This window comes from Mucilaginibacter mali, assembly GCF_013283875.1.
GTDB classification, from domain to species: domain Bacteria; phylum Bacteroidota; class Bacteroidia; order Sphingobacteriales; family Sphingobacteriaceae; genus Mucilaginibacter; species Mucilaginibacter mali.
Window position 1 is genome coordinate 735,920 of the sequence record NZ_CP054139.1, and the last position, 16,313, is coordinate 752,232.

The following is a 16,313-nucleotide window of genomic DNA, read 5'->3' on the forward strand; positions in this document are numbered from 1 at the left end:
AAAGTTTATTATGAAATGGTTAAAAGATGAATTGTTAGGCAGGGATGACATTTGTTTTCTGTAAAGGCAGATAATTATCTGTCTCCTCTTTCAAGCGGAAAGCTTAGCCGATAAGTTAGTGTCAAATTCGGGGTTAAACCTGCAAACGGGAGACAGATAATTATCTGTCTCTACAAAAATATCCTGGTTCAGGCTTTTATGCCACCAACTCCTTAGGATAAACCGGGTTAGCCCCGCGCTGGGTAGCTACAAAGGCGCTGATTTTGCAGGCCCGTTTCAGTATCTCATTCACCGGTTCGTTATTCAGCAAGCCGGCAATAAAGGTGGCCAGGAACGAATCGCCAGCGCCAACGGTATCAACCACATCTACCTTAACACCCGGCGATTCATAGAATTGCTTATCATGCCAAACCATGGCGCCTTCTGCACCACGGGTAATAATAATGGTATGCGGATGGTAGGCCTTTTGAAACTCCGTGATCTTTTGCTGTAGTTTTTTGCCGCTGCCACCGCCGATGAGCAGAGTAGCCTCTTCCTCGTTCATCTTGATCACGTCGGACATGGCGGCCAGTAATTCGATGGTTGAGCGTTCATAATGCGGCGCGCGCAGGTTAACATCAAATATCTTTATAGCTTTGCTTTCTTCAAGTAAGGTGCGTAATGTATTGCGGGTAACATCACCACGGCTGGCTAAACTGCCAAATACAATGGCGCTGGCTTCCTTTGCTGTTTTTAACAGGTTGGGATCGACGTGTATATTATCCCAGGATACAGGTTGCGGGATAATATAGGTGGCTTGCTTTTTTGGGTCCAGTTCAACGGTTACCTCGCAGGTGGGAAGGTTTGGGTCTTCGGAAATAAGGTTGGAATAAAGGTCTTTATCCTTTAAGGCCAGTATCAATTCACGGCCCGACCTATCAGCACCTACACGGCTTGCGAAATGTGTTTTTACCCCCTGTTGTGTTAAATGAAAGGCCACATTCATGGGCGCTCCGCCGGCAATTTTCTCGTAACCAAAGGCATCCCACAAAACTTCGCCGAAGCATAAAACCTGTTTTTTCATAGTGTGGGCAAAGCTAACGTTTTTAGGTAAATTAATGTGAAATATACGTGTATCAACTACACAAAGCTTGTGTGCTGATTAACAAGGTATTGAACGTATACTTAGGGTAAATAGTTACACTAAATTAATTTGCGTGGCCATTTTTATTACTTACCTTTAACCATTACCCCAATTTTGTGGACGGAAACAAGCACAACAAAACTCATTTAAAACCAATCAACAGGATATCATCCCTGCAATTTATTTCGGTTGCTGTAACAGTAATTGGTATTGCCTTATTAAGTTTTTATTTGTTACATAAAGTACCGGTAAAGCCTGGTTCGCCGCCGGCAGCTAATGCAATTCCGGCAGCAGGCCTCCAATGGAAAATGCCTGACGAACGAACGATCCCCACAGGTAAGGAGGGCGAAGCGATCCGCTACGGCAGGGAATTATTGGTGCATACCGCGCAATATTTCGGGCCACGCGGCAGTATCGCCCAAATATCAAATGGTATGAATTGCCAAAACTGCCACCTGGAGGCCGGTGGTAAACTTTTTGGGAATAATTACGCCAGCTTTATAGCTACTTATCCAAAAATGGGCAACCGCAGTGGTAAGTTAGAACGCCCCGACGATCGCATTGTGCAATGCTTTGAGCGCAGCCTGGCAGGCCATGCACCCGATACAACGAGCCGCGAAGTACAGGCCATGTTGGCTTATATGAAATGGCTGGCCCGTGATGTGAAGCGTGGGCAAAAACTTTATGGTACTGCCTGTGGCAAACTCCCGTTTTTAGACCATGCCGCCGACCCTGTGAAAGGGCTGGCCATATATACTTCAAAATGCCAGAGTTGCCACGGTAAAGATGGCGAAGGGGTACTTGCTGCCGATAAACTATCATACACATTCCCGCCGCTGTGGGGCCGGCATAGCTATAACGATGGGGCAGGTATGTATCGCATTGGCAACCTGGCCGCCTTCGCGAAGAATAATATGCCTTTAGGCGCCTCTTATAAAAGCCCCCAATTAACCGATGAAGAAGCCTGGAATGTTGCCGCCTTTATTAACTCGCAACCACGCCCTCATCGCGACCAGCATGCCGATTGGCCCGATCTGAAGCTGAAACCCATTGACGCGCCTTTTGGCCCATATGCGGATAAGTTCAGCGAAACTCAGCATAAATACGGTCCGTTTGGGCCAATAAAAGATGCGCAAAAATTATTGAGCAGTAAAAAAGTATAAATATATCCCATGAAAAAATACACCTTTATTTTGTTAGCACTTGCTTTTATCGCTATTGTAAAACCGGCAAAAGCCCAAACCTCAAAAACTGAATTTACCGGCGCCGTGCCAAAGCTGGCTCATTACGATGCTCTTTATACCCTTAACTCTGGCGATGACACGAAGATCAGAACTATATTTCGCTCTATCAGCCATGCTATGGAAGACCCGCGGCTGAAGGGGAAGTTAAAGGTAGAACTGATCGTCTTTTCTGACGGTGTAGCCGCATTTATGAAGAATAGCCCTTACGAGGCACAATGGAAGGAACTTTTGGACAAGGGCGTAATCCTTGCGCAGTGCAATAATACCATTGTAGCGCGCAATATTAAACCCACAGACCTGTTTCCCTTCGTATCGCTGGTACCATCGGGCAATGGCGAGATCATTCTGCGCCAGTACGAGGGCTGGGCAGTGGTGAATTTGTAGCGTGCTTTGTTTACCTTCGCGCCATGAATATCATTCCATTCCAATCTGTAGGCGACCTTAATTTTACCGACGAACGCCATGTGCTGCGCGGAAAAATTGACGGGGAATATCAGCCCGGCATGAACGAGTTTGAGGGGCATACAGAGTATTACGATTTCTTCCCGGAAGTGGATATGCTGATCTACTACGATGCCGATGACCGTGTGAACGCCTTCGAGTTTTTCTCGCAAGGACCGGAATACCGGGACATTGATCTGTTATCCGAAACCTATGCCGATCTGCTTAAACTATTCAAAGTGTTCGACCCGGAGCTGATCATTGAAGAAGATAATTTCGAATCGGCCAAAGCTGGCATCGTAGTAAACGCTACCGAACCTGATGACCTGCCCGAATCGGTACTGGTGTACCGTGAGGGGTATTATGAATAGTCATTAATCATTAGTCAAAATGACCGCGGCATTTTTTAACACACATTACTTTAATGACTAATGATAGCGCAGCGTAATTACCAATGACGCGAAGCACAATGATTAATAAGGCTTCCCTGCAGCCAATGCTTTGTTTGCTCTTCTTATTGCTACTTTTTCGCGATAATTGGCATAACGGCCTTTAAAGGTCATTTTTAATAAACTATCTAAACCACCTTTTGTGGCCAGGTTATACACGCTGGCGGCTTTGCGGGTGATGGATGCATCCCAGGCGCGCAAACTCAGTGAATACGAACCATCCACATATTTCATCCAATGCCAGTAGCCGGTCGGCATAAACAGGGTATCGCCGTGTTCCAGTATAACTTCCTGTCCTTCGATGCCCTCCAACGCCGGGAAGCGTTTGGTATCGGGGTTTAGTACATCATAATCCTCCAACGCGTAAGTAGCGTTAGGCAGGCAATACAGGCGGCGTTTCCATTTATTTTCAAATAATATTACATGCTTGCGACCGCCAAAATGGGTATGGAAGATGTGGGGCAGGTCGATATCATAATGTAAAAAGGTAACCGAGTTCGATCCGCCGAAGAACATGGCCGGCATGCTTTCAATAAAGCCGCCCATCAGGTCTTTAGGTATTACAATATCATTTAATAGCTCGGGCGCCTGTTTAAATATATTGAAGAAGAAGATCCGCAATTCAGTAGGTTGCGAACGGATCAGGTCGATATACTCATCAAAAGGCATTTCCGTTGCCGACGAGTTTATGGGTTTAGACGGATCGGCCTTGGCGTTGTTGTACAATGGCACCACTTTATTGCCAACCAGTTGCTTTAAATATTCAGGTGTCCATTTTTCGCGTGCGGGCCAGTCGCGGGTAAGTCCTCTCAGCACTACCGGTCGGCGTGGCTTCAGGTACTTTTCCATAAAATCCTGTGGGGTAATGGTATCCACCACGTCAACCGGGGTTAATTTAAAACACATATAAAATTATCGTAATGTTTAGTGATAAGCAGGCCAACCCCTGTTATTTAAAAATCCACCTCAAATAAACGAATAAAAACGCTTACAGGTATTAAGTTTATGTTAAGTGGTGTAATATTAAAATTGCACCAGTATGTAAATAAAAATCCGCTCGTTAAAAACCTAACCAATAGTTTACCTGTTCTACTTTAAAATAATATTGGTACGGTTTATGCAAAACTTAGCGTGACTTACCAATGCAGGGGCTTTTTAAAGGAAAAACTGCGCTGATCATATCAAAAACGCCCTTTTTTTAAGTCAATACGTGTTGTGAAAATTAGAAAAACTTATTAAAGAACATCAAAATCTGACCCTTTATCTACCTATGAAAATTGCTTATATTTCTACTTATCCGCCACGCGAATGCGGTATCGCCACCTTCAATCAAAACCTGATGGCGGCCATCAACAGCAACTTCCCCAAGCGGAGCGACCCTTTGCAGGGCGGTTTTGTGGTGGCACTTAACGATTCGGAAAATTTGCAGGAGTACGAGTACCCCAAAGAGGTAAAATACGTTATCCGCCAAAACCACCAGAAGGATTATATCCGTGCGGCCAATTACATTAATACCAGCGATGCGGACATCTGCATTTTAGAGCACGAATTTGGTATTTACGGCGGCGAGAGCGGTATCTACATCCTGCCCTTGCTGAAGCGTTTGGAAAAGCCGCTGATCGCTATCCTGCACACCGTGCTGCGCGACCCCAGCTATGTGCAAAAGATCATCATCCGCGAAATTGCCGAACAGGCATCAAAAATTGTGGTGATGAGTAAAAGAGCGGTAGAATTTCTGACTACAATTTACGAGATCCCTGCCGACAGGATACAGATCATCGAACACGGCGTGCCCGATCTGGAAGCGCCCGAAGATAACCCGGTGAAGAACCTGGCCGCGTTTAAAAACCGCCGCGTATTGTTAACCTTTGGTTTATTAAGCCGTAACAAAGGTTTGGAAACAGTGGTGCGCGCCCTGCCTAAAATTGTAGAGCAGCACCCGGATGTGGTTTATGTGGTATTGGGCAATACCCACCCGGGGGTACTGAAACATTCGGGCGAGGAGTATCGCGACCATCTGAAAAGCCTGGCCGCGCAGTTGAATGTATCGCAGCACCTTGCCTTTATCAATAAGTTTGTAAGCGACGAGGAACTGATCAATTACCTTACCGCCTGTGAGGTGTATGTTACGCCGTACCTTAACGAGGCGCAGATCACCAGCGGTACTTTGTCATATGCCATAGGGGCTGGCGCAGCCGTGGTATCAACCCCATACTGGCACGCTACCGAACTGTTGGCCCATAGCCGTGGCCGCCTGTTCGATTTTAAAGACCACGAGCAATTAGCCGAAATTGTGAACGATCTGCTGGGTAACCACGCTGTATTGAACCAACTAAAAAGCAATGCCTACGAGTACGGCCTGCACTTGCGTTACCCTCAAATTGGCGCCGAATTTATAAAAGTGGCCCAGGAATGCTGCCGCCTGCACGATTTTAGCGCGACCGTTTTAAAGAACAGTATCGTCGACCCGGAGATACTGCCCAAATTCAGCCTGGCGCATGTTACCCGTTTAACCGATGATACCGGTATTGTGCAGCACGCCAAGTTTGGGATCCCTAATTTAAAGGAGGGGTATTGTTTGGATGATAACGCGCGCGCGCTGATCATGGCGCTGATGGCTTACCAGCGTAATAAAAGCGCCGAGGCCCTGCGACTGCTGCCCATCTACCTTAGCTACATCCACTACATGCAAACGGATGACGGTAACTTCCGCAATTTCCTGAGTTTTAGCAGGCAGTATTTGGATGAAGTAGGGTCGGAAGATTCATTTGGCCGTACGGTGTGGGCTTTAGGTTATTTGATAGGCTGCGCGCCCAATAACTCGTACCAGGAATTCGCGGTCGAGATCTTCCGCCGGTCGATAACGCATTTCGAAAGCCTGACCTATATCCGGGGACGAGCCAATACCATTATCGGTATTTGCCACTATCTGAAGGTATTTCCTACCGATGAGGGTATGGTACGCATCCTGATCAATATGACTCAGCCTTTGGTGGATGCTTATGAACAAACCGCATCGCCGGACTGGCAATGGTTTGAGGAGGGGATGACCTACGATAATGCCATATTACCACTGGCCCTGCTGCACAGCTGCACCATAACCGGCGATGAAAAAGTGAAGAAGATAGCCCTGGCTACCATGAAGTTTTTAGATAACCTTACCCTTTCAAACGGGTACCTGAGCCCGGTTGGTAACGATGGCTGGTATTACCGCGGCGGCACTTTTCCAACGTTCGACCAACAGGCTATCGAAACCATGGCCATGGTGCTGATGCATTTTGAAGCTTACCAAACCTTCCGCGAGCCGGAGTATATTGAAAAGATGTTCCTGAGTTATCGTTGGTTCCTTGGCGAAAATACCCTGCGTGCCCCGCTATACGATCATGAAACAAAAGGCTGTTGCGACGGCCTGCTACCCACCGGCATTAACCGTAACCAGGGTGCCGAAAGTACACTGGCCTACCTGATATCGCACCTGACAGTGCTGCGCGCCTTTGAGCTGGAGTATGAGTATAATAAAACGGGTGCGAGTATGGAGATTTGTTAAGATGACCTCACCCTGCCCTCTCCAATGGAGAGGGTTTTAAAAATCTAATTATGCTGAATGAAAACAAGAAAGCCCCTCTCTCTCGGAGAGGGGTTGGGGAGAGGTTACGAATAGCCATCCTATCCCCCGTTGCCTGGCGTACCCCACCGCGCCACTACGGCCCCTGGGAACAAATTGCCAGCACCATTGCCGAGGGCATGATAACCAAAGGCGCGGATGTTACGCTGTTTGCTACCGGCGATTCTGTTACAGCCGGTAAGCTGCAATCTATTTGTGCCACCGGTTACGAGGAAGACCGTAGCCAGGATGCCAAAGTGCTGGAATGCCTGCATATCAGCAACCTGATGGAGCAAGCCGGAGAGTTCGACCTGATCCATAATAACTTTGATTTTTTGCCGCTTACTTATTCCCGGCTGATCAAAACACCGGTGATCACTACCATTCATGGGTTTTCATCGCAAAAAATCATCCCGGTTTATAAAAAATATAATGATACATCGCATTACGTATCCATCAGCAATGCAGACCGTAGCCCTGAACTGAATTACCTGGCTACGGTGTATAACGGCATCGACCCATCGGAGTTCGATTTTGTAGAGCAGCCTGATGACTACCTGTTGTATTTTGGCCGTATCCATCACGATAAGGGCACTCATGAAGCTATACAGATAGCCAGACAAAGCAAGCGTCGCCTGTTGATTGCAGGCATTATACAGGACGAGGGTTATTACCGGTCGAAAATAGAACCGGAATTGAACAACCAGATCATATATGTTGGCCATGCAGGTCCGGATAAGCGTAAGCAACTATTGGGCAATGCGCACGCCCTGTTGCATCCAATTAACTTTAACGAACCTTTTGGCATGAGCGTAGCCGAAAGCATGCTTTGCGGTACTCCAGTTATCGCCTTCAATAAAGGATCGATGCAGGAATTGATTGAACACGAGGGCACGGGGTTTTTGGTGGACGAGGTAGATGAGGCCGTGGTAGCGGTTAACGAATTAGCGCATATCAGCCGCGCGCATTGCCGGGATTGGGCCATGGCTAAATTTTCGGCGCAGAAGATGGTGGATGATTATTGGGAGGTGTATAAAAAGATCGTCTGACTTTCACCAACTCGTCATTGCGAGGAGCGATAGCGACGCGGCAATCCCATAGGCAGGTCCTCGTTGCTTGTCCTATGGGATTGCCACGCTATCGCTCGCAATGACAAGTTGGGCAAAATGAAAAAAGCCGCCCGGGGGTCCCGGGCGGCTTCATATTACTTTAACAGGCGTATTTCTAAAATAATTAAAAAGGCTGCTGACGGCCTTCCTTCAGGCGGCGCAGCAATTCAAACTTAAAGTCGCGCTCGCTTTTAAATACCAGGTTTGCCTTTTCGGGAGGGATCATTTTAATAAACTCCTCGTAGTAGTGCTTTTGCAAATTGGTGATGCGCTGCTGGTACCCCAACTCGCGCTCAAACTGGTCGGTACCGTTCTCTGGCTGTGCATTGTTGGCTTTACGTAAGTCGGCCACCACATCAAGTTCGTATTGGTACTCATCGTAAGTCGGCCAAAACTTAGCCGATTGCTCTTGGGTAAGGGCCAGCCGTTGTGCTATATAAGCCTTCTTTATTACCTCGAAACGTTTAGCTACAGTAGGTTTGCGCACCTTTGTTTGCGCATTGTTATTACGTAAAGCAGGCGGACGGCCACCCTGTGCAAAAGCGGTTAAACCGATGCCCAGTGTTAAAAGTATAATGTATGTATGCTTTAGTAGCTTGTCCATTCCGGGTATTAAGTTTATTAATGCGTGCTTAGGTAGTCTTTTAGTTCGTCAACACTTGCATCGGCAGTGTTGATCTGGTCGGCCCCGTTCATTAAACTACGGGTATCGGCAGCATCCATGTGCGTTTGCAGATAATCCATTATATCCGCGTCAGACACCTGCGATAGCGCTTTATGAATGTACGAGCGTTCGTGCCTGGCGTTAGGACTTTCATAACGGTTTAAAAATATAGTACCACCTATACCCAGCACCAAACAAGCGGCGGTAGCATACTTAAACGCGCCCGAAGTAAACATGCGGCGCACAATACCCGGTTGCTGTCGTTTTATGGCAGGCTGGGCAGGTGCAGCGTTATCAGCTTCGGTTGTTTTGCTCAGAATAGCGTTTTCCAAATTCGCGAAATAACTTTCGGGGACTGTAAAACCTTCCGATTCGCGGTCCAGTATCTCGTTAACCGCCACCATGCTGATGATCTGCTGGTGCTGATCTTCAAAAAAATCATCGGGCACCGTAAAATCGCCGGTAGTGTGGTGCAGCGCTTCTTCTATATTAATGCGGCTTTGCAGGTTGGCCTGCATTTCATTAAAATAGTTATCGGGCACCGTAAAACCGGGCGCAGTATTATCCAGGGCAGCCTCAATAGCTATACGGCTTTGCAGGTTGCTCTCTAATGTATTAAAATAATCCTCCGGGATGGTGAAGCCCTCCCCGGCTTTGTCGTTCACACCGTCAATAAAGGCGCGTGAAGAAGCCCTTCGAGTTAATTCCTCAAAGTAACCATCGGGCACTGTAAACGGGTTATTTGGGTTAACCTGTTTCAATGACAGATAATCGTCAAGCCATTCCCTATTGTCCATATCACTTTTCATATCTATACCTATAGATGAAATTTAAATGAAAAGGTTTAAACGTTATTTTAAAATTAATCATTCCCAAGCAAATGCGCTTCAATTTTTTTCACTGCCAGGTGAAAAGAGGCCTTTAAAGCCCCTACGCTGGTGCCTAAAACGTCAGATATTTCTTCATACTTCATATCATCATAATACTTCATGTTAAATACCAGGCGCTGTTTATCGGGCAGGGTGAGCAGTGCTTCCTGCAGTTTTTGCTGAGCGCGGTCGCCATTGAAATAGGTAGAATCGGCAAGCGATTCGGCCAGTTCGTACGATACGTCATCCAGCGGTATATTGTTCTTCTGCTTCTTTTTGTTCAGGAAGGTGATGCACTCGTTAGTAGCAATGCGGTACATCCAGGTGTAAAGCTGCGCGTCGTTCCTGAAGTTTGCCAGGCTTTTCCACACCTTTACAAATACATCCTGCGTAACATCGTCGGCGTCGTCATGATCTATCACCATGCGGCGCACGTGCCAGTATATTTTTTGCTGATACTTTTTAAGCAGCAGATTAAAAGCCGCGTTCCGGGTTTTTTCATCCCGAAACTTCTCTAATATCTCTGCATCATCTACCTGTTGCGACATTTTGTAAAATTAATATTTTAATGTGAGTTATAACACCCGGTTTGTCATTGCGAGGAGCGTAGCGACGCGGCAATCCCATCGGCAGGTCCAAGTTGCCTGTCCTATGAGATTGCCGCGCTATCGCTCGCAATGACAATGGGGCTACTAACCCACCTTACATAAAGCGCAAACGCTTTAAATTGTTTTATTGAAGGCAACCTCACCTAATTATAAACGTCATGCCGAATTTGTTTCGGCATCCCATCTGTATAGTGCGAATTTGATCTGCGTGATGGGATGCTGAAACAAGTTCAGCATGACATTAAGGTTTACTTCTTACGCTTCATCACTCGCTGAACCGCCTCTACAATATGCTTGGCGTCCAGGCCGTATTTGGTCATTAGCTGGGCGGGTGTACCGCTTTCGCCAAAGCTGTCGTTAACGGCCACATACTCTTGTGGAGTAGGGTTGTTAACAGCTAATAACTGCGCGATGCTGTCGCCTAAACCACCTAAACGGTTATGCTCTTCGGCAGTTACCACACAGCCGGTTTTAGCTACCGATTTTAGAACGGCTTCAGCATCTAAAGGTTTAATGGTGTGGATGTTGATGATCTCGGCATCGATACCCATTTCGGCAAGCTGCTCGCCGGCTTGTATGGCTTCCCATACCAGGTGACCAGTAGCGAAGATGGATACATCGGCACCCTCGTTCACCATCCAGGCTTTGCCTATTTCAAATTTCTGATCGGCATCGGTAAATATTGGCACCACTGGCCTGCCAAAACGCAGGTAAACCGGGCCCTCATGCTCGGCAATGGCAATGGTAGCGGCCTTGGTTTGGTTATAATCGCATGGGTTGATAACCGTCATGCCCGGCAACATCTTCATCAGGCCAATATCTTCCAGTATCTGGTGGGTAGCGCCGTCCTCGCCCAGGGTTAAACCCGCGTGCGAAGCGCAGATCTTCACGTTCTTGTCCGAATAAGCTATCGACTGGCGGATCTGGTCGTAAACACGGCCTGTCGAGAAGTTAGCAAAAGTACCGGTGAAAGGGATTTTACCGCCGATGGTCAAGCCAGCGGCAATGCCCATCATGTTAGCCTCGGCAATACCGGTCTGGAAAAAGCGTTCAGGAAATTCTTTAATAAAATCGGCCATTTTAAGTGAGCCGATCAAGTCGGCGCAAAGGGCAACTACTTTATCGTTGCGTTTGCCGGCTTCCAGTAAACCCGCGCCAAAGCCCGAGCGTGTATCTTTTTTATCTGTGTAAGTGTATTTTTTCATCTGTTTGTGAATGGTTGATTGAGTGAGCAGTTGATTAAGTGAGTGGTTTGTTGATAATGAGTGTTGAACTAATCAACTACTCACACAATCAACTATTCACTCAAAAAATTAATAATCCCCCAAAGTTTCCTCTAATTGCGCTAATGCCGCGGCTAACTGCTCATCATTTGGTGCAACGCCGTGCCATTTATGGCTGCCCATCATAAAGTCGACACCATAGCCCATGCCGGTATGCATTAATATAACAATAGATTTGCCCTGGCCGGTGCGGCTTTTAGCTTCAGCTAATGTTTTTACCACTTCTTCCATGTCGTTACCGTTCATGGTCATCACCTCCCAGCCAAATGATGTCCATTTAGCGGCAAGGTCAAGCAGGTTCAAAATTTTATCGGTAGGGCCGTCAATTTGCTGGCCGTTCACGTCAACCGTAGCGATCAGGTTATCAACCTTGTTATGCGGCGCGAACATGGCAGCTTCCCAGATCTGGCCTTCCTGCAATTCGCCATCGCCGTGTAAGGTGTAAACTATGCGGTCATCGCCGTTCAGTTTTTTAGCTAAGGCCGCGCCGATAGCTACCGATAAGCCCTGACCCAGCGAACCTGATGCGATGCGTACGCCCGGCAGATGTTCGTGCGTGGTAGGGTGGCCCTGTAAACGCGAGTCCAGCTTACGGAAGGTTGCCAATTCAGCTTTATCAAAATAACCGGCATGCGCCAGCACGCTATAAAACACCGGTGAAATATGTCCGTTTGAAAGGAAAAACAGGTCTTCGCCAATGCCATCCATGTTAAAAGATGGATCGTGCTTCATGGCGTTAAAGTAAAGGGCTACCAAAAAATCGGTGCAGCCCAGCGAACCGCCCGGGTGTCCCGACTGGCAACCATGTACCATGCGTACAATATCGCGCCTCACCTGCGAGGCAATTTGTTTTAGTTCGTTAACGTTTTTAGTCATTATTAATGCGTGATTGTGAGTATTTTAAGCTGCTAAATTATAAATAAATGTCAATATGACAACTATATCAGGTCAAGTACTTGCTGCGATGCTGCTTTAGTGTCCACCTTATCGATAATATGGGTGATGATGCCATCGCCATTGATGATAAATGTTTTGCGGATGGTGCCCATGAAGGTTTTGCCATACATGCTTTTTTCACCCCAAACACCATATGCTTCATTTATCTCCTTGCTCTCGTCTGCTATCAGGGTAAAAGGCAAACTATACTTGTTCTCGAATTTTTTGTGCGATTTTTCGCTATCTGTACTAACGCCAATTACTTCGTAACCTTTTGAAAGCAGCGACTGGTAGTTATCTCTGAAATCGCAGGCTTCGGCAGTACAGCCGGGGGTATTATCTTTAGGGTAAAAATACAGGATAACGGTTTTGCCCTTGTAATCCGACAGGGAAACCTCCTTGCCGTTTTGGTCTTTGGCGGTAAAGCCGGGAGCCTTATCGCCCGCTTGTAATGTTGCCATTATCGGTAAAAATCTGCGGTAAATTGTGAATTGTTGTTCTTGAAATCGGTGGCGGTAATTTCAAACGTATGTTTGCCGCTACCTATTTCAGGGCCAAATGTATAAATAAAGATCTTGCTTTTATAATCATGTTCAACCAAAACCCATTTGCCGTCAATTTTAGCCACCCAGCTTTTTACGCCCGACATATTATCGCTGATCTTCAAAATGATAGATTTGGCCGCAGGCATGCTTAACCCATTATGGATATTCACCGGCGTGATCACCGGTGGAACGCTATCTATCTTGATATCATAATCGCCAAACGAGCGCATCTTGCCCTTAACGTAACCATCGGCATATTCGCTTTCTACAGCCCCAACTGATGTGCTTACCACTACGGCTTTATCGGCATACTTACCCAGGTCGGCATCGGGTTTGATCCATAGCATCAGGCTATCGTGGATAGGGGTATAGCGGTTTTGGATATGCTGCAACTCCGAGTAACTGCCCGGGCGTTTAGCCGATGAACTGTATTGCAGGTCCAAATCGTCATACAAATTATAAGGCTCGGCTATTAGCTTTATTTTATCGTTAACAAATTCGCTGTGCTGGTTATAACGCAGTAGGGTTCCCTGCGGACGGAAAACAGGGCGATCTTTAGGGATGCTTGATTTCACCTTTAGCTTTACAGTTGAAGTATTGCCCGCGATATCCTTTACCACATATTCTACATCGTGCAGTTCGTTATCGTTAAAGGTAACAATGCCCCGGTTGATGGATTGCGGGTACAGCGTGATCCTCGCGCCGGGTGCTATAAAGCATTTTTGGATGAAACCGCCGGTTTTCAATTGATAAGGAAAGTCGATATACGAGTTGATGGCATGGGTTTGATCAAACGCGAAACGCTCGACCGCAAAGGTGTAAACCGTTTTACCATCAACCTTTAGTTCGATAGAGTACACGCCGTTTTTATTGGCCGATGTACTGTTCATGTCGTTAGTGGTAATGCCGAAGCCAATATCGCCGCTTAGCTCGAGCGTTTGTGGTTTAAGCAGGTGATAATTGCCCGCCGCGCCTTTAACCGGGTAACTTTGCCTGAAGGTATTTTCATCAAAAGGGCGACCGTTCAGGTGATAAACGCTCACGCCGAAAATGGTAGGCGGTATCTTATCGGGGATGGTTAACCCGAAAAGCTGCGCATTAATGGTTTCCTGCGTTTGGGTATCGCGGATCTCGAAATGTAAATGCGGCCCGCCCGAAGCACCGGTATTACCCGACCATGCGAACACTTGTCCTTTAAAAACCGGGAAAAGGAAAGGCGGCAGGTTGATGTCCACCTCATATTTCTGCTGCTCGGTCTGTGCTTTGCGGATCACCTGCAATATTTCGGGTGTAAAGTGATCAAGGTGGCCGTAAACAGTAGTATAGCCGCCAGGATGATCAATATAAACGGCCTGCCCAAAGCCACCGAACTGGATCTTTAAACGGGAAATATAGCCATTAAGCGCGGCATGCACGGGGTAACCAATACGCTGCATTGTTTTAAAATCCAAGCCTGAATGGAAGTGGTTAGGCCGCAATTCGCCGAAAGAGCCGGCTGTGCTTGGCGCTAATTCTAATGGGTATTGGAACAGATCTTTAGGATATTCTTTGGAACTTTTGAAGTCCTGTGCCTGGGGGTGAGTTAAAGTGATAAGTAATAGAACGAGTGTTAGCAGTTGTTTGATCATCGGTAGCGAAAGTAGTAAAAGTGGTCATGCAAGCAAATGGTCATGCCGAACTTGTTTCGGCATCCCACAAGCTTAGCAGACTTAGCATTTACTATACTTTGCTAATGGGATGCCGAAACAAGTTCGGCATGACAGTTTGATAGTGTGTCGCCTACTTAACAAAAAAATCAAGCATTTTGTTCCCCTGTAAATAACCTTCCAGGTGATCGCCGATGGCAACTTTGCCTACACCCGGTGGCGTGCCGGTAAAAATCAGGTCGCCTTTTTTTAGGGTGATATATTTGGATACGAAGACGATGAGGCTTTCGAACGAGAAAAGCAGGTCTTTAGTAGAGCCGTTTTGACGGGTTTCGCCGTTGATATCCAGTCGCAGGTTTAAGTTGTACAGATCGCCAAGATCGGCCTTTGGTACAAAATTGCTGATGGGTGCCGAGCCGTCGAAACCTTTGGCCAGTTCCCATGGCAGTCCCTTTTCTTTATGGCGGTTTTGGATATCGCGCGCGGTGAAATCGATACCCAGGCCTATTTCATCGTAATAGCTGGCGGCAAATTTCTCGTCGATATGCTTGCCTTCTTTACAAATCTTTAGCACCAGTTCAATCTCGTGGTGCACATCCTGTGAAAACTCGGGGTGATAAAAAGGTTTGTTGTCCTTTAGTATCGCCGTATCCGGCTTCATGAAAATTACAGGGGTAGTAGGTACCGGGTTGTTCAGTTCTTTGGCATGCTCGGCATAGTTGCGGCCAATGGCGATTATCTTCATAGCAAGGGTAATGTTAAGGCCTCGAAGTTAAATAAAATTGTCTGAACCTTGATTTAAACTGATTCTCAGGATACAGAATTTGAAATTGACTGCCAGAACCGCGTAACCCGATGCTTTTAGAAATTCTCCGAGCTATCTTCCCAAGCCTTCTCTAACGCTCCGGAAAACACCCCTACCGCCTGTGCACCTGATACGGCATATTTATCGTTCAGCACAAAGAAGGGCACACCGCTAATGCCTAATTGCCGGGCCTCGTCAATATCGCGGCGCACTTCATCGGCATAAGCGTTGGTGTTTAAAGCCTGTCTTACGTCTTCGGCATCCAAACCTATCGATGTACCTAAGGCTACCAAAGTATCTGTATCGTCGATATTTTTGCCTTGGGTGAAATAAGCGTTAAATAAGGCTTCTTCGGCAGCATCACCTAACCCTTTGGCCGTGGCCAGGTGCGACAGGCGGTGCGCGTTGAAACTATTTGCCACTACGGCATTATCAAGCTGATAATTTAAACCTACAGCCTGGGCCATATCGGTAACCTGCTGGTTTAATTGTTTGGCGTAGTCCAGTTGCCAGCCTTTGGCATCGGCCAGGTATTGGTGTATGCTGATGGACGGGGCGGTTACCAAACCGGGATTTAGCTGGAAGCTTTTCCAGGTAACCTCAACTTCGCCGGCATGCGCGAATTGCGCCAATGCCTGCTCAAAGCGCCGCTTGCCAATGTAGCAAAAGGGGCACATCACATCCGACCATATTTCAACCTTCATGCGGTAAAGGTAGCAAACGGATTGTCAGGCAGGGGTAATTGTTTGTTTGCTCCATCCGCTGAGTATTGGCCGGCTGCACCCTGCAAAGTCTGTATTTTTAATATCGTGCAGGGTTAACATAACTTAACATATTTTGGATTAACATTGGTGTTAACTTATTTATTATCAATAGTTTATGATAAAAATGGGTGAAAATAGTGTTAACCCTCCGTTTGGTAACATGTCCATTACAATAAAGGGGTGCTAAGCTGTGGGATAAAATCATACAATAGCTTGAAAAAAT

16 protein-coding genes are annotated in these 16,313 nt (G+C 46.8%); 5 read left to right on the top strand and 11 right to left on the bottom strand.

The annotated features are described in order from the left end of the window. Positions 1 to 196: 196 nt before the first annotated feature. Positions 197 to 1,063 (bottom strand): carbohydrate kinase family protein, encoded by an 867-nt coding sequence (locus HQ865_RS03200; protein ID WP_173413504.1) that lies wholly within the window; start codon positions 1,061 to 1,063, stop codon positions 197 to 199. Positions 1,064 to 1,239: 176 nt separating this feature from the next. Here HQ865_RS03200 and HQ865_RS03205 point away from each other — a divergent pair, with 176 nt between their 5' ends. The 3 genes from HQ865_RS03205 to HQ865_RS03215 are packed head-to-tail and all read left to right on the top strand — an operon-like array spanning position 1,240 to position 3,179. Further along, on the top strand, positions 1,240 to 2,286 hold the full coding sequence (locus tag HQ865_RS03205; protein ID WP_237073734.1) for a c-type cytochrome: 1,047 nt from the start codon (positions 1,240 to 1,242) through the stop codon (positions 2,284 to 2,286). Between the two features lie 9 nt (positions 2,287 to 2,295). Beyond that, the gene (locus HQ865_RS03210; RefSeq protein WP_173413505.1) at positions 2,296 to 2,751 is read left to right on the top strand and encodes a DsrE family protein; all 456 of its coding nucleotides are present in this window, start codon (positions 2,296 to 2,298) and stop codon (positions 2,749 to 2,751) included. A 23-nt stretch (positions 2,752 to 2,774) separates the two neighbouring features. Beyond that, positions 2,775 to 3,179, top strand: a complete 405-nt coding sequence (locus HQ865_RS03215; RefSeq protein WP_173413506.1) for a hypothetical protein — start codon at positions 2,775 to 2,777, stop codon at positions 3,177 to 3,179. Positions 3,180 to 3,281: 102 nt separating this feature from the next. Here HQ865_RS03215 and HQ865_RS03220 read toward each other — a convergent pair whose 3' ends face one another. Continuing rightward, the gene (locus HQ865_RS03220; RefSeq protein WP_173413507.1) at positions 3,282 to 4,163 is read right to left on the bottom strand and encodes a cupin-like domain-containing protein; all 882 of its coding nucleotides are present in this window, start codon (positions 4,161 to 4,163) and stop codon (positions 3,282 to 3,284) included. 364 nt (positions 4,164 to 4,527) lie between these two features. On the opposite strand from HQ865_RS03220, the gene HQ865_RS03225 reads away from it, so the two are divergent. Further along, complete coding sequence (locus HQ865_RS03225) at positions 4,528 to 6,804, top strand: glycosyltransferase family 4 protein (RefSeq protein WP_173413508.1); 2,277 nt, start codon at positions 4,528 to 4,530, stop codon at positions 6,802 to 6,804. Between the two features lie 50 nt (positions 6,805 to 6,854). Continuing rightward, positions 6,855 to 7,910 (top strand): glycosyltransferase family 4 protein, encoded by a 1,056-nt coding sequence (locus HQ865_RS03230; protein WP_173413509.1) that lies wholly within the window; start codon positions 6,855 to 6,857, stop codon positions 7,908 to 7,910. Between the two features lie 184 nt (positions 7,911 to 8,094). Here HQ865_RS03230 and HQ865_RS03235 read toward each other — a convergent pair whose 3' ends face one another. From HQ865_RS03235 to HQ865_RS03275, 9 genes are all read right to left on the bottom strand, one after another. Next, positions 8,095 to 8,574, bottom strand: coding sequence for a hypothetical protein (locus HQ865_RS03235; RefSeq protein WP_173413510.1), 480 nt, complete (start codon positions 8,572 to 8,574; stop codon positions 8,095 to 8,097). 17 nt (positions 8,575 to 8,591) lie between these two features. Beyond that, positions 8,592 to 9,443, bottom strand: coding sequence for a hypothetical protein (locus HQ865_RS03240; protein WP_173413511.1), 852 nt, complete (start codon positions 9,441 to 9,443; stop codon positions 8,592 to 8,594). A gap of 53 nt (positions 9,444 to 9,496) precedes the next feature. Further along, positions 9,497 to 10,051, bottom strand: a complete 555-nt coding sequence (locus HQ865_RS03245; protein WP_173413512.1) for an RNA polymerase sigma factor — start codon at positions 10,049 to 10,051, stop codon at positions 9,497 to 9,499. 308 nt (positions 10,052 to 10,359) lie between these two features. Continuing rightward, positions 10,360 to 11,316, bottom strand: coding sequence for a transketolase family protein (locus HQ865_RS03250; protein WP_173413513.1), 957 nt, complete (start codon positions 11,314 to 11,316; stop codon positions 10,360 to 10,362). A 108-nt stretch (positions 11,317 to 11,424) separates the two neighbouring features. Further along, the gene (locus HQ865_RS03255; protein WP_173413514.1) at positions 11,425 to 12,270 is read right to left on the bottom strand and encodes a transketolase; all 846 of its coding nucleotides are present in this window, start codon (positions 12,268 to 12,270) and stop codon (positions 11,425 to 11,427) included. Between the two features lie 62 nt (positions 12,271 to 12,332). Beyond that, entirely contained in the window at positions 12,333 to 12,791 is a 459-nt protein-coding gene (gene bcp / locus HQ865_RS03260) for a thioredoxin-dependent thiol peroxidase (RefSeq protein WP_173413515.1), read from the bottom strand. Next, positions 12,791 to 14,503 carry a M23 family metallopeptidase gene (locus HQ865_RS03265; protein WP_173413516.1) on the bottom strand — a complete coding sequence of 571 codons (1,713 nt, stop codon included), beginning with the start codon at positions 14,501 to 14,503 and terminating at the stop codon, positions 12,791 to 12,793. Before HQ865_RS03265 ends, bcp begins: the two co-directional genes overlap by 1 nt. A 151-nt stretch (positions 14,504 to 14,654) precedes the next feature. After that, positions 14,655 to 15,266 (bottom strand): fumarylacetoacetate hydrolase family protein, encoded by a 612-nt coding sequence (locus HQ865_RS03270; RefSeq protein WP_173413517.1) that lies wholly within the window; start codon positions 15,264 to 15,266, stop codon positions 14,655 to 14,657. A gap of 116 nt (positions 15,267 to 15,382) precedes the next feature. Further along, the gene (locus tag HQ865_RS03275; RefSeq protein WP_173413518.1) at positions 15,383 to 16,030 is read right to left on the bottom strand and encodes a DsbA family oxidoreductase; all 648 of its coding nucleotides are present in this window, start codon (positions 16,028 to 16,030) and stop codon (positions 15,383 to 15,385) included. Positions 16,031 to 16,313 lie beyond the last annotated feature (283 nt).